General features: G+C 39.3%; 12 protein-coding genes. 4 read left to right on the top strand and 8 right to left on the bottom strand.

The window, feature by feature from the left end:
* Nucleotides 1–66 precede the first annotated feature (66 nt).
* The gene (locus tag AC6UD8_RS01480; RefSeq protein WP_500699243.1) at nucleotides 67–1,413 is read left to right on the top strand and encodes an APC family permease; all 1,347 of its coding nucleotides are present in this window, start codon (nucleotides 67–69) and stop codon (nucleotides 1,411–1,413) included.
* 20 nt (nucleotides 1,414–1,433) lie between these two features.
* On the opposite strand, the gene AC6UD8_RS01475 is transcribed toward AC6UD8_RS01480, so the two are convergent.
* From AC6UD8_RS01475 to AC6UD8_RS01445, 7 genes are all read right to left on the bottom strand, one after another.
* Nucleotides 1,434–2,252 (bottom strand): DUF6681 family protein, encoded by an 819-nt coding sequence (locus AC6UD8_RS01475; protein ID WP_500699241.1) that lies wholly within the window; start codon nucleotides 2,250–2,252, stop codon nucleotides 1,434–1,436.
* On the bottom strand, nucleotides 2,252–2,800 hold the full coding sequence (locus tag AC6UD8_RS01470) for a hypothetical protein (protein ID WP_500699239.1): 549 nt from the start codon (nucleotides 2,798–2,800) through the stop codon (nucleotides 2,252–2,254). The genes AC6UD8_RS01475 and AC6UD8_RS01470 overlap by 1 nt, the downstream gene beginning before the upstream one ends.
* A 91-nt stretch (nucleotides 2,801–2,891) precedes the next feature.
* Complete coding sequence (locus tag AC6UD8_RS01465; protein ID WP_500699238.1) at nucleotides 2,892–3,461, bottom strand: guanylate kinase; 570 nt, start codon at nucleotides 3,459–3,461, stop codon at nucleotides 2,892–2,894.
* Nucleotides 3,451–3,873 carry a bis(5'-nucleosyl)-tetraphosphatase gene (locus AC6UD8_RS01460; RefSeq protein ID WP_500693499.1) on the bottom strand — a complete coding sequence of 141 codons (423 nt, stop codon included), beginning with the start codon at nucleotides 3,871–3,873 and terminating at the stop codon, nucleotides 3,451–3,453. The genes AC6UD8_RS01465 and AC6UD8_RS01460 overlap by 11 nt, the downstream gene beginning before the upstream one ends.
* A gap of 49 nt (nucleotides 3,874–3,922) precedes the next feature.
* Nucleotides 3,923–5,062: a cation:proton antiporter gene (locus AC6UD8_RS01455; protein WP_500699236.1), complete on the bottom strand. Its 1,140-nt coding sequence runs from the start codon at nucleotides 5,060–5,062 to the stop codon at nucleotides 3,923–3,925.
* A 59-nt stretch (nucleotides 5,063–5,121) separates the two neighbouring features.
* Nucleotides 5,122–6,789, bottom strand: a complete 1,668-nt coding sequence (locus AC6UD8_RS01450; RefSeq protein WP_500699234.1) for a glycosyltransferase family 39 protein — start codon at nucleotides 6,787–6,789, stop codon at nucleotides 5,122–5,124.
* 114 nt (nucleotides 6,790–6,903) lie between these two features.
* Nucleotides 6,904–8,511, bottom strand: coding sequence for an ArnT family glycosyltransferase (locus tag AC6UD8_RS01445; protein ID WP_500699232.1), 1,608 nt, complete (start codon nucleotides 8,509–8,511; stop codon nucleotides 6,904–6,906).
* 161 nt (nucleotides 8,512–8,672) lie between these two features.
* On the opposite strand from AC6UD8_RS01445, the gene AC6UD8_RS01440 reads away from it, so the two are divergent.
* On the top strand, nucleotides 8,673–9,587 hold the full coding sequence (locus AC6UD8_RS01440) for a proline-specific peptidase family protein (RefSeq protein ID WP_500695260.1): 915 nt from the start codon (nucleotides 8,673–8,675) through the stop codon (nucleotides 9,585–9,587).
* A gap of 35 nt (nucleotides 9,588–9,622) precedes the next feature.
* Here AC6UD8_RS01440 and AC6UD8_RS01435 read toward each other — a convergent pair whose 3' ends face one another.
* Nucleotides 9,623–11,170 (bottom strand): ABC-F family ATP-binding cassette domain-containing protein, encoded by a 1,548-nt coding sequence (locus AC6UD8_RS01435; RefSeq protein WP_500693494.1) that lies wholly within the window; start codon nucleotides 11,168–11,170, stop codon nucleotides 9,623–9,625.
* Between the two features lie 118 nt (nucleotides 11,171–11,288).
* On the opposite strand from AC6UD8_RS01435, the gene AC6UD8_RS01430 reads away from it, so the two are divergent.
* Nucleotides 11,289–11,669: a VOC family protein gene (locus AC6UD8_RS01430; RefSeq protein ID WP_500693493.1), complete on the top strand. Its 381-nt coding sequence runs from the start codon at nucleotides 11,289–11,291 to the stop codon at nucleotides 11,667–11,669.
* 112 nt (nucleotides 11,670–11,781) lie between these two features.
* Entirely contained in the window at nucleotides 11,782–13,428 is a 1,647-nt protein-coding gene (locus tag AC6UD8_RS01425; RefSeq protein WP_500699230.1) for an APC family permease, read from the top strand.
* The last annotated feature ends 24 nt before the right edge of the window (nucleotides 13,429–13,452 follow it).

The following is a 13,452-nucleotide window of genomic DNA, read 5'->3' as shown; positions in this document are numbered from 1 at the left end:
GCACATTTGCGTCCCTGACATTTAGTTGTCAGGGACTTTTTTTATTCTCAAAGGGAGGAATTTTATATGAAGAAACCAAAAGAAGAGTCCAATGTAAAGTTAAACCGTTCTTTAGGAATTTGGTCCGCACTCTCACTTGTAGTTGGAACCATCATCGGAGTTGGAATCTTTGTTAGACAAGCTGCCGTTCTAAACGATGCAGGATCAGCAAATGGTGCCATGCTGGCTTGGCTAGCCGGGGGACTTCTGACTTTAGCCGCAGGCCTTTCAATTGCCGAGATTGCCTCGCAAATTCCAGAAACCGGTGGACTATATGCATACATGGAAGTCATTTATAACAAGTTTTGGGGGTTTTTATCTGGATGGATGCAGATTATTGTTTATGGTCCCGCAATGATCGCTTCACTTGGAGCTTATCTCGCCATCTTATTAGGTGACTTTTTCCATATTTCACCAGAATGGAACATTCCGATAGCTATCATTGCAGTTGTTGCGGTTGGTCTATTAAATACCTTTCCCAATCGATTTGGAGCTGCTTTTTCAATTATTACCACAATTTGTAAGCTCGTCCCAGTCGCAGCGCTTATTATCTTCGGACTTTTCTTTGGTCACGCCAATGCTTTTACTCAAAGTGTTAGTGACGTCCACTCCTCAGTTGGTGGTTTTGGAGTTGCCATGTTAGCCACTCTATTTGCCTTTGATGGGTGGATCCTAGTTGCTAACCTTGGTGGAGAAATCAAAAATCCTAAAAAGATGCTACCACGTGCTATCACCTTCGGAATTTTAATTGTCATTGCCATTTATATGCTAGTTTCATACGGTGTTTTAAAAAGCATTGGTCCCGAGAAAATTCATGATCTTGGAACAAATGCCATTCCATACATGGCTAACAAAGATTTTGGAATGATCGGTGGGAAGATTTTAAGTATCGGTATCATCATCTCAATCATCGGTTGCATGAACGGAAAAATCATGACCTTTCCCCGTATCATGTATGCCATGGCGAAAGAAAATCAACTTCCGTTCTCTAAGCAGTTAGCTTACCTCAATCCAAAGACCAGAACGCCAGTGGTATCAATTGCTGCTGTTCTGATCATTGTAATTATCATGATCTGTTTCTTTGATGCCGATCGGCTCTCAGAACTATGTATCTTTACTGTCTATTGTTTTTACGTGATGGCGTTCTTCGGCGTTTTCATCCTTAGAAAACGTCACCCCGACCGAAAGCGAGTCTTCTCAGTTCCACTATATCCATTCACACCAATCGTAGCTATTTTGGCATCCCTTTTCGTAATCTGTTCAGAAATTGGATCAGACTTCATTGGGGTCGTTTGCTCACTGGGAATCGTTGCACTCGGGATTCCAATCTATTACTTTGAAGTTACTCTCAAAAGAAATAAGGCTAAAAAATAAGAGATCTCAAACGAGATCTCTTATTTTTTCTGATATGCAATTTTAATCTGAACCGCATAGTCGTCAGCTCCATCAATTAAGCCGGCTCGACCAGAAGTCTTGTATTTTCCTCCAACCAGAAAGGCTTCAGCTAGATACAACTTGACTTTATTCTTATCGATTTTTTGAATATCTTCAAAACCAGCCTTAACAATGTGGCCAACGGGTTCACAATTAACCTGATTCATTCCGGCATAGACTTCATACTTTCCGTTTTCTTCTCTTAAATCAAAGTAAGGGATTAACACTCCATCACCCAAAGCGTAAACGCGATGCTTAGGATTAGCTTTAATTTCGGAAAGAAGCGCCCGATCGCCCAGTCCATTGTAATCATCACTCGCTACTTTTTTGGTGATCATGGTATCAGCTAACTGATGAACGTTATGGTGCTCACTAATTGTCGATTCCAATTTAGCTGGCATCGTTTTTCTTTCATCAAATAAACCGTTGGCCGGAATATTACGATAACGACGACTTCCACTACGAGCCTCGGTTTGCTGATCAGTTTCCTTGGGCTGAATGTGCAAGACCTTATTAATGACCGGGGTAACATCAAACTTCGCCCGTTTTTTAGTAAAGTAATACATGATGTTTAGGTACAAGAAGTACGCTAAAATCAAGACAACTAAGAAGACCAGCAACCCCCTAATCATAAAGCCATTTACAACAAAACGGTAGGCAACGTACAAAAGGTAAAAGTCGCCTAGAATCCCTAAAATTACGTAAATTCGGCTTTTAGTGTTTGTTTCAATCGTTATATATCCAAGATAATGATTAATAATATCTAGAAAACTAAACATTAATGTTCACCCCCAGGATTAGTCGTATTGGCTTGGGTATTATTCTGAGTATTGTTAGAAGTAGTCCCCGTACCGTTATTAGCATTGCCGTTATTTCCGGTATTCTGACTTGATTTTTCGGCATTTCCACCGTTATTATCAGTTGCCTTTTGATTGTTATTACCAGTCTCCGAATTATTGCCATTCGTGCTGGTCGAATTATTTTGCTCCTGTCCACCAGAAGTTGCTTTCCCTTGTTCATTATTTGGTGACTTACTATTACCATCGTTATTGTTATTATTCATATTATCTTGTTTAGTCCCAGAACTATTGGATTCATTTTTACTATTATCGTCATTAGAATTCGAGTTCTGGCTCTTAGTACCCTTATCGTTATCATCATTCTTCTTAAAGTCAAAAATAGAACGTTTCTGGCTTTGATGGGTAGTGACTTTAGCACCCTCGTGGGTATTGGTTGCTTTATTGACAACAATATTAGTGGCTCCTAACGCTAAACAAATTGAAATAATGGCAAATGGAGTAAGAAATGGTGGCACTCGATTTGGCATTTAATCATCCTCTCAACGTATATTCTCTTTTGTGAAGCTTAATTATTGCACTTAAAAGTAAAGAATTTATTCCAGTCGATAAAAGAATTCTTTAAAGTTGGCTTTTTAGATTTAGTACAATTTGATCAATCTGATTCTTAGTTTGACTCCATTTCTCATTATCAATCACAATGGATCGATTTTTTAAAGCAGCTGGAAGCTTTAAATCACGCGCATCTTCTTTACTTTCCATTCGAACTTGAATCTGAGCCAGAGTATCCCCGCGATCAATCATGCGCTTTTTAAGCTCAGCCGGATCTTTAACTTTCAAAAAAATGACAACCGCTTCTACTCCTAATCGATCCTTGTACGTAATTGCACCCTTCGTGTCTAACACAATTGAAACAATGGGAGACTTTAAAAAAGCGCGATCTAACCCTTCGTATGATGATCCATAACAGTGCCCCGAATATCTTACTGATTCTAAAAGATGAAGTTTTTTAAAACTTGTCGGTGATTCAAAATAATAATCCACTCCATCTTGCTCTTGATCCCGTGGTGCTCTGGTCGTATGGGTAATCACCTTAGGAATTCCATACTTTTTCATTAAATAATCCGAGATGGTGGTCTTACCGGTGCCAGCGGCTCCAGTAATCACAATTACAAATCGTTTATTTGACATAGTGGTCCTCAATGTATTCATTGGCCTTTTTAAGTGGTGGAAGTAAGTTATCGTATGTGACTAACTTCAAAGCTTCTTCGTAAGTGCACCAACGATCCTCACTAATTTCTTCCTTCTGTCTGGTAACCGAAGTGCCAACCGGAACCTCCGTCACAAAGAAAGTTACTACTTTGTGGTGGCCATTCTTCATGTCATACTCGACCTTTACATCAAAACCATCATCAATCTCACCATGAATTCCCGTTTCTTCTCTTAATTCACGTTTAGCGGCCTGTTGTAATGTCTCGTTTCCCTCGACGTGCCCCTTGGGATATCCCCAAAAATCACTAGTTGCACTTTTTAAAAGTAAATATAGTGGTTGATTTTCCTTAAGTTGAAAAACAATCGTTCCACCGTCAATTTCATTAATCATAAAAATGCCCCATTTATTTGTTTCTTTCATTGTACCAAAAAATCAAAAACTACACTGATTTAATACTGAACTTAAGCATAATTGGTGAAAGAATCGTCGAAAGTACAATTACCATAATAATTTCGGAGTACAGTTCAGAAGCAAGCAGATGACTAGCTAGTCCAATCTGAGCGACAATGAGAGCCATTTCACCTCTTGATACCATTCCGGCACCCACTATGTTGGCATCTTTTAGGGTCAATCCAGTTAATTTCGCTCCAATTCCACACCCAATCCATTTGGTAAGAACCGCTAAGGTCGTCATTACTACAACAATCAACCACGTGCTAGAGAGCCCCTTAAAACTCATCTCCATCCCAATTGCGGCAAAAAAGATTGGAATAAAGAAGGAATAACCAATTCGATTAGCACTTTGAATCACCTGATCATGAAGCGGCGTACGTCCAATTGCAATTCCAGCAAAGAAAGCCCCTAACACCGTGCTCAGATTGGCCGCTTCTGCCAGATATGCCATAATCAAACAAATGCTAATCCCCATAATCGACACGGCTGAATTGGCAGGAAGAAGGTCGGCTAACCGCATGAGCCAAGGTGCAATCCATTTAATGACAACAAAAATCAATCCAAAAAACAAGATTTGAAACGTAAACAGGACAAACAAATTTTTAGATCCTGATTCCGTCCCAAACACACTGGAAAAAACACTCAACAAAATAATTGAAATCACATCGTCAACTACCGCGGCCCCTAAAATGGTTGCTCCCGCGACCGATTTCAACTTGCCAAACTCCTGAAGCACTTCGACACTAATGGATACTGAAGTAGCCGAAAAGATCACTCCCCAAAAGAGCGCTCTTTCAATTCCTTGGCCTAGTAGTTGACCATAAAGGGTAAAAGCGACCACCGGTAAAATGACCCCACAGATAGCAACGCTAACGGCCGGCTTTAAGTACTTCTTGACCAACTCGAAATCACATTCTAATCCCGCAATAAACATCAAAAAGATGACCCCAATTTCGGATCCAACCGAAACCAGGTGATTTAAACTGACTAGGTGCAAAACCGCGGGTCCAATTAATAAGCCGGCCATAATCTCTCCTACCACCGCTGGCATCCCAATCCTTTGACTTAAAACTCCTAAAATCAACGTTGAAAGTAAAATCAATCCAATTGTTGCTAAATATTCCATATAACCTCCGTTATCCCTCAAAAAAAGCAGAGTTTGCCAATTTGACAAACTCCACTAATTTAATAAAACTTATGTTCTTTTATCATTTTCTTTGCATTGGGGTTAGGCTTGGACCTAGCTTCAAACAAGTAATAGGTAGCTCGTCTTTCCTCAAACATTTGGGCATGACTACTACGCAATTTATAATTCTTAATTAGCGCATCACGTCCACCCTTTCTAGAACCACTGCTCATGTACTTGTACAACTCAGCATTACTCTTGTTGCTTGTATTATCAACCCTAATTACCAACCATTGAACTTGTTTCTTTCGAACCACCTTGTTAGCTGATCTCATCATTTTAGGATAAGCGCGGCTAGGAATATTATTACGTTCGAAGAAGTAATGAGTTGGATATGCACCAGAACTGGTGTAAAAACCATTTTCTAAACGACTGTAAGTTAAAAGGGTCGGCGTTCCCTTACTTTCGTCTCTAATAATCTTTCCAAACGAAACTTGAGCAGGCTGTTGGTACTCACCTTTCTTAGGATTAAGAGTAACGTATAAGTTTTGGGGATGCAACTTCGAGTAAATAAAGTTATTGTTTGATCCAAGGACAAAGGTTAAGGCCATACATAGCGTTACGAAAACAAACGTCCAAGGGAGAGCGAGCTTTCTGTTAGATTCAAAGTGTCTGATAAAAAACACCAGTACAAAGATAGTTGTCACCATGATAAATGGGAAATAAGCTAATTGATAGTACTGATAGATTTTACCAAAGGTGTGACCGTAAACGGCTACAATCGCATTTACAATCATCATGAACAAGAAAAGCGACTTTGAAATTCCATCTTTAAAGATTTCATGGTCAAATAAAACATAGATTAAGCCCAAGAGACCAAAGACCACTGTGATCGGATACTGCGTCAGAAACTTCATAAAGAATCCAGTTGCCATCAGAATCTTAGTTGGTACAATTCCCGATGAACCGTAAACGGTCATGTTAATGGTAAAGTAAACGTGGATAAAGGACTTAAAACTCCCTGTTACTAAGAAATAAATCAACCATGGAATAAGTGCGATTAAGAAGCTGAGTCCACTAAAGAAAATCAATCGCCACATTTCTTTAAAGCGACGATGGTAAACGTAGAAGACAAACATAAAGACATAAAATCCAATCCATGGACCAAGTAAAGTGTACTTCGAAAAGAAGACCACTCCGACCATGAATCCCTGAATCATCCATTCCCACCATTTGATATCAAAATCATTTTGACAAGCCTTTAAAGCAACATAAATCAAATATAAAACGGCCGGGAACACGAAGAATTCAACCGAACCACCATAGTCATAAAATGGCTGAAGCACGGAAAAAACTGGCATGAACAATGAAATTACAAATGACCAATTTTGTGACAAGTATAATCTAGCAATCTTGTAAGACATGGTCATAATAATAATCATCGCAATAATCTCAAACGGTACCATCCCAACAAGCGATCGTTTTGTGATCAGTGAGGCTAGTCCGTAAAGCAAATAAACAAATGGCCCTTTTTGCTCAAAAACATCCTTATATGGAATGATTCCGTGAAACATCGCTTTACCGACAGTGAAAAAATTATTACTGTCGGGTGAGGTATCAAAATAATAGAACGGTGAAGCAAATGACAAAAGTAGAATTATGATAATACTCATTACTACAAACGTTAAACCAAATAAATAAGGTTTAGTTTTTAGTTTTTTTAACATACATTGTTCTTCCAATCATTAAGAATTTAAGCTCACACTCAATAATAAAAGCAATTATACCACATTCCTCCACTCAAACGCGGAGACGCCAGACTTCATAACCTTATTTTAAGATTATGCTTTTCTTTTTAGTAACCAATATACTGACTTCCGATTATTGGGAGCCTTTTGTTCATGAGTGGATACGACCCGATAATTCTCTAACAGGGTTTTGGATGCTGGCCTAGTAGAATCGTGTCTGCCAAAGTATGTTTTGATTGAATCAGCTTGATTGGTCTTTACGACAATCCATTCAACCGCCTTCTTTTTAACAACTTTATTTTGTGATTCGACCATTTTAGGGTTCTTATCATACGAGATATTGTTGATCTGGAAATAATACTGCGTGGGAAGTGCTCCTGAAACCGTGTACATGCCAAGATCAAGATATCCGTAGTTGAGAAGGGTTGGAGTTCCCTTACTCTCTTTTCTAATAATTTTGCCAAACTTCTTTTGCGCGGTCTGCGGATCACTAGGATCCAGTGTTTCCTGATTGTTATTCGGAAATAATTTTGATTTTTGAAAATTACCGTTAACCCCCATGGTAAAGAACAGGACTAAAAGCGTCATCAAAATAAACGTCGAAACAAGTCGCTTACTAGGCAATGTAATTTGCTTATAATTTAGTCCTTTAGCAATTAAAACGACCAACGTTACAAGAACGTACGGCATAAACGCTAATTGGTAATAGACGTATAGGGTGTCTGGGGTATAGCTGTAAACAGCAAAAAAAGCACTCACAAACATCATACACAAAAAAATATTCTTTTCCGCCCCATGGCTAAAGACGACAAAAAGAATTAACGGAATTGCACCCAAAACAAAGAGTTGCGGTTTATCAATTAAAAATTCACTAAAAATGGCCAGTGAGCCAGCAATCTTCGTGAAAATTCCACCATTAGCTGAGGTGCTATAAACCGTCATGTTGGAAACAAAATAAACATCGTAAAAGGCTTTAAACGAGTTAGTAACGAGAAAATAAATTCCCCAGGGTACTATCGCGGCCAAAAAACCAACGCCACTTGAAAGAATCATCTTAAAAAGACTACTAAACTTTTTATGATACAAATAAACCAGCGCAAAAATAATGTAAAAAGCAATCCAAGTGCCCAACAGCGTGTATTTAGATAAAAAAACCACCCCAACTAGGAATCCCTGAACTAACCAGTTCACGTTACTAATCGCAAAATGATTGTGGCATGCTTTAAAAGTTAAATAAATGGCCGATAAAATCATCGGAAAGACGAATTCTTCCGCCAGGCCACCATAGGTAAAATACTCTTGAAACATTAAGAAAAAGGGCGTTATAAGTGCCAAAATTGAAGCAGTTGGTTTACTAACGTATAAATGAGCGGTTTTAAAAACCAAAAATAACGAGGTTGCTAACGCAATTATTTCTGCTATGGTAATTCCAATAATCGAATAGTGACTGATTAAATAAGCGAGCCCATAAAGCAGATAAACGTATGGCCCCTTTTGCTCAAAAACATCCTTGTACGGAACTAGTCCGTGCATCATACCCTTGCCGACCGTAAAGAAACAGTTAACGTCGGGCGAATAATCAAAATAATAAAGTGGGGATGCGTAACTAAACATCCCAATAAAGATTAAGGCTACGACCACAAAAGCCAAAAAATAACAAACGTTTACATTTTTAATGAAACGTTTTATACGGAACTCCATTTCCGATCCTACTCCTTTTTAAACCGTTCCCATTATATCCTAGAATAATTGTTATGTACACGTTTGAACGTGTATCACACGGGTACGTTGATTCTTCCACACTTTTTTTACCATTTTAAAGTGTTATCATAATAATTAAACTAATTAGGTAGGTGAATGTTATGAAACAAGGAACTAAAATCATTACATTAGATAATGGTTACCACCTATGGACTAACACTCAAGGGACCGGAGACATTCATCTTCTCGCCCTTCATGGTGGCCCGGGTGGAACACATGAATACTGGGAAAACACTGCGAAACAACTGAAAAAACAAGGACTAAACGTCCAAGTTCACATGTACGATCAATTAGGTTCGTGGTACTCCGACACTCCCGATTTTGATGATCCGAAGGTAGCTAACAAGGTTTTAACCTACGACTACTTCCTTGACGAGGTTGAAGAGGTTAGACAAAAACTCGGAATCGATAAATTTTATTTGATTGGTCAATCTTGGGGTGGTGCTTTAGTTCAGATGTACGCCGCTAAATATGGTGATCACCTGAAAGGTGCCATTATTTCTTCAATGGTTGATCGGATCGGGGACTATACTGACCATTTAGCTCAAATTAGAGAAAAAGCGCTCACCCCCGAACAATTAGCGTACATGAAAAAATGCGAAGCAAATAACGATTACGATAACGATAAGTATCAGGAACTGGTCGAACTCTTAAACCGTGAATATGTGGATCGAAAGCAACCCCCTGCAATTGCCCACGTCATTGATACCATGAGCAAACCGATCTATAACGCCTTTCAGGGTGATAACGAATTTGTCATCACTGGAAAGTTAAAAGACTGGAACTTTACTGATCATTTAAAGGACATCAAAGTTCCAACACTGGTCACTTTTGGTGAACACGAAACCATGCCAATGGAAACCGGAAAACGAATGGCTAAAATGATTCCAAACGCTCAATTCGTTTCAACCCCAAACGGTGGTCATCACCACATGATTGATAATGCCCCCGTCTACTACGACCATTTGGCCAACTTCATTAGACAAGTTGAAAATGGAACTTTCAACCAAAAATAAGCAAACGAAAAGACACTTCAAAATGAAGTGCCTTTTTATTTTTGGTTTAAACTTAATTTTTCAACATCAATGGTCTTGTCAACCAATCCATCATAAAAACTGGCTTCATGACTAACAATGATGGCATTCCCAGGAAATTTAATAATTGCCCGTTTTAAAGCATTTTTAGTCTCATCGTCTAGGTGATTAGTCGGTTCATCCATGATTAAGAAATTGCTTTTTACAAATTCCATCAAAGCCAATTTGACCTTAGTTTGTTCTCCACCAGAAAGCTCACCAATTGGTTTCATGGCGTTAGCAGCGTCGAGTCCACAGCGACCCAGCTGGGAACGAATCTCCTTCTGTGTCAACTTGGGGTACTTGTCCTGAATGATTTGGAGGGGTGTCATCTTACTATTCGGCCAGATCAAGTCTTGACTGAAATAGTTAACCTTTGCGGATGGAGAAAAGTTAGCCTTTCCCCCCTTTGCCGGAATTTGTCCGAGGATTGATTTAATTAAGGTTGACTTTCCAACCCCATTAAAGCCCTGAAGCCCAACTTTCTGATCAGTATTAACGGAAAAGGTAACTGGCTTAAGTAACGGTTGATCGTAACCAACTGACAGTTGGTCAACCACTAGTGCGTTCTGGGATCCAGTATCAGCATACGGAAAGTCAAAAGAAGCTTGAATGTTACTTGAAGGTGGCTCAATCACATCCATTCGTTTTAACATCTTTTCCCGTGATTTAGCCATATTGGAATGACTTCCGGCCTTGTTTTTCTGAATAAAAGTTTTGGCCTTGGAGATCTCTTCTTGTTGTTTCTCGTACTCCCGCTGCTGGGTCATTTCTTTTTCGTCTTTTTGTCTCATGGCGGACTTGAAGTCACCACGGTACTTAGTGACCTTCCCAAACGCAACGTTCACGATACAATTCGTTACTTTTTCTAGAAAGTCGTAGTCATGGGAAATGATCATCGCTGCCCCATCAAAACTATTTAAATAATCTTCCAACCAATTAATGTGAGCCGTATCCAGATAGTTAGTCGGTTCATCAAGCAAAATTACATCGGGATGTTCCAAAATTAATTTCGCTAAAATAATCTTAGAGCGTTGTCCCCCACTCATTTCAGAAATGGTTTGGTCTCTTCCAATGTCGTCAAGACCCAATCCATTAATCACCTGCTCGACTTCAGTATCAATATCATAAAAATTACGAGATTCAAGTTGTTCTTGGATTCTTCCCGCTTGTTCAAGTAACTTTTCGTCCATATTGTCGGCATATTTTACGTACAAATCGCTCATATGCTGATTCATGTTGTAGAGGTCTGAAAAGGCAGTATGCAAAAAATCAATCAGTGTCATTCCCTTTGGAATATTAACGTACTGATCTAGGTAACCAACTTTGGTCCCCTTTTGCCATTTGATATCACCAGATAAGGGCAATTGCTTATTGGTTAAAATCTTAATCAAAGTTGATTTTCCAACCCCATTTTGGCCCACAATTCCCATGTGCTCACCTTTATTTAGCTGAAATGTAGCATCCGAGTACAGGTCTTTGTCGGCAAAACTCATACTTAGATTAGATACACTTAATAACGCCATTATATAATTCCCTCCATTATTTCATAACCTATACCGTAACACCGAATCGCAATCAACGTCAATCAGGTGAATTTGAGTGGTATAATTGTATGTACATTTTTAAAAAAGAGGAGTGCCTATGAAAATCAAAGATATTGATCACATCACCCTATTGGTAAATGACATCGAGAAATCGATGCGCTTTTACCATGAGGTTTTAGATTTACCAGTTGTGATCGAAACTGATTCTAGAATTGAATTTCAGCTGGGTCACCAACGACTCGTTTGTGTCACAAACAAGGAAGATAACGTTAAACCAGAAAATCCAACTCCTGGTTCTACCAGTTTCAGCGTGGTTGCAAGGGATCCACTTGACTCAATCCAGTCACATTTAGCCAACTACTTTATTGAAGTAGTTGCAGGACCGATCGAAAGTCAGGGACATAACGGTAAAATGAATTCACTATTTATCAATGATCCAGATAAAAATTTGATTGAAATTAGAGAGTATCAACGATAGGAATGAAAGGGAATACAACCCGGCTAAAATCCCCATCAAATAGTGTTTTTCAATTTTACAACCATAATCATTTTTGTTATATTCGTCGAATACGCAAAAAGAAAGGATACTTATGAAAAAAGAAAATTCGAAGGACAATTCAAATCAAAATGTTACTAAACCGAAAATGAGCCTTTTCAGTGTCACGATGCTGGCACTAAGCTCAATCATTGGTTCAGGATGGTTATTCGGTGCCTGGGAGGGTGCTAAAACCGCTGGTCCAGCTGCCATTATTTCGTGGATCATCGGTGCCGTTGTGATTGGTGCAATTGCGTTTAACTACATCGAATTAGGGACCATGTTCCCAGAAAGCGGAGGAATGAGTAAGTATGCCCAGTATACCCACGGACCGCTTCTAGGATTCATCTCATCATGGTCCAATTGGGTCTCACTTGTAACGCTGCTTCCAATCGAAGCGGTCGCTGCCGTTCAATACATGAGTTCATGGCCTTGGTCATGGGCCAACTGGACTCACGGGTTTTACGCCAATGGCACGGTTACTACCGAAGGGTTATTCGTCGTTTTTCTCTTCATCTTAGTGTTCACCCTGTTAAACTACTGGTCAGTCAACTTACTGACTCGTTTCACTACTTTGACTTCAATTTTTAAAATTGTGGTTCCAGTTCTTACCATTATTATGCTACTTGCTTCTGGTTTTCATCCCGGAAACTTTAACAACGTTCAAACTGGTGGATTTTTACCATACGGAACGGCTCCAATCTTTGCGGCTACCACCGTATCTGGAATCATCTTCTCTTATAATGCTTTTCAAACGGTTATAAACGTTGGTGATGAGATTACCAATCCTAAGAAAAACATCTGGCGGGGAATCGTTATTTCACTTTTAATCAGTATCATCATTTACGTCATGTTACAGTTCACATTCGTTGGTGTTATTGACCCGTCAACTTTAGCCAAATACGGTTGGCATGGTCTTAATTTCAGTTCACCATTTGCTGATTTAGCCATTATGTTGAACTTGAACTGGCTAGTAATTCTACTCTATTTAGATGCCTTCGTTTCACCCTTTGGGACCGGGGTATCATTTGTTGCTTCAACTAGTCGGACACTAGCAGCAATGACCGAAAATGGTCATATGCCAAAGTTTTTAGGTAAGATTAACCAAAAATGGGGAACTCCTAGAATCGCAATGATCGTAAACTGGATTGTCAGTTGTATCTTGGTATCAGTGTTCAGAAACTGGGCTGTTTTAGCCAGTGTTATTTCTACTTCAACCCTGATTGCCTACTTAACTGGTCCAGTTACCCTTGGATCATTACGTCTCCACGCTCCTCACTTCAAACGTCCAGTCAAAATTAGTTTTGCTGGAATCATGGCACCACTTGCCTTTGTTCTTGCTAGTTTGGCAATCTATTGGGCAATGTGGCCTACTACTATTGAAGTCATCCTTGTTATTATGCTGGGGCTGCCGTTTTACTTCTTCTACGAAAACAAGAACGGCTGGAAAAATACCCTGACCAAGTTTCGTGGAGGAGCTTGGATGGTCGCCTATTTAATCTTTATGTCAGCATTTTCGTATATCGGATCCGCACCATTCGGTGGTCAAAACTGGATTCATTACCCATATGATTTTATCGTAATTATTGTAGTTGCACTACTGTTCTTCTACTGGGGTGTCTTTAGTTATCAGCGCACTGGTAACATGCTTAACGCTAAAAGCGTCAATGAACAGGTCGATGATGATCAGGTCAACCATTAGTTAAGTTAATGCAAAATCATAAGG

It is taken from the genome of Fructilactobacillus sp. X1R3C1 (assembly GCF_059901545.1).
Note: the sequence above shows the minus strand (reverse complement) of the source record. Positions and strands in the feature narration are given on the sequence as shown.

Bases quoted from the DNA above. Each gene is read 5' to 3' on its own strand.
- AC6UD8_RS01460 (WP_500693499.1), bottom strand. From the start codon at position 3,873: ATGATTAATGAAATTGACGGTGGAACGATTGTTTTTCAACTTAAGGAA.
- AC6UD8_RS01450 (WP_500699234.1), bottom strand. From the start codon at position 6,789: ATGTTAAAAAAACTAAAAACTAAACCTTATTTATTTGGTTTAACGTTT.
- AC6UD8_RS01445 (WP_500699232.1), bottom strand. From the start codon at position 8,511: ATGGAGTTCCGTATAAAACGTTTCATTAAAAATGTAAACGTTTGTTAT.
- AC6UD8_RS01455 (WP_500699236.1), bottom strand. From the start codon at position 5,062: ATGGAATATTTAGCAACAATTGGATTGATTTTACTTTCAACGTTGATT.
- AC6UD8_RS01470 (WP_500699239.1), bottom strand. From the start codon at position 2,800: ATGCCAAATCGAGTGCCACCATTTCTTACTCCATTTGCCATTATTTCA.
- AC6UD8_RS01465 (WP_500699238.1), bottom strand. From the start codon at position 3,461: ATGTCAAATAAACGATTTGTAATTGTGATTACTGGAGCCGCTGGCACC.
- AC6UD8_RS01480 (WP_500699243.1), top strand. From the start codon at position 67: ATGAAGAAACCAAAAGAAGAGTCCAATGTAAAGTTAAACCGTTCTTTA.
- AC6UD8_RS01475 (WP_500699241.1), bottom strand. From the start codon at position 2,252: ATGTTTAGTTTTCTAGATATTATTAATCATTATCTTGGATATATAACG.
- AC6UD8_RS01435 (WP_500693494.1), bottom strand. From the start codon at position 11,170: ATGGCGTTATTAAGTGTATCTAATCTAAGTATGAGTTTTGCCGACAAA.
- AC6UD8_RS01425 (WP_500699230.1), top strand. From the start codon at position 11,782: ATGAAAAAAGAAAATTCGAAGGACAATTCAAATCAAAATGTTACTAAA.
- AC6UD8_RS01430 (WP_500693493.1), top strand. From the start codon at position 11,289: ATGAAAATCAAAGATATTGATCACATCACCCTATTGGTAAATGACATC.
- AC6UD8_RS01440 (WP_500695260.1), top strand. From the start codon at position 8,673: ATGAAACAAGGAACTAAAATCATTACATTAGATAATGGTTACCACCTA.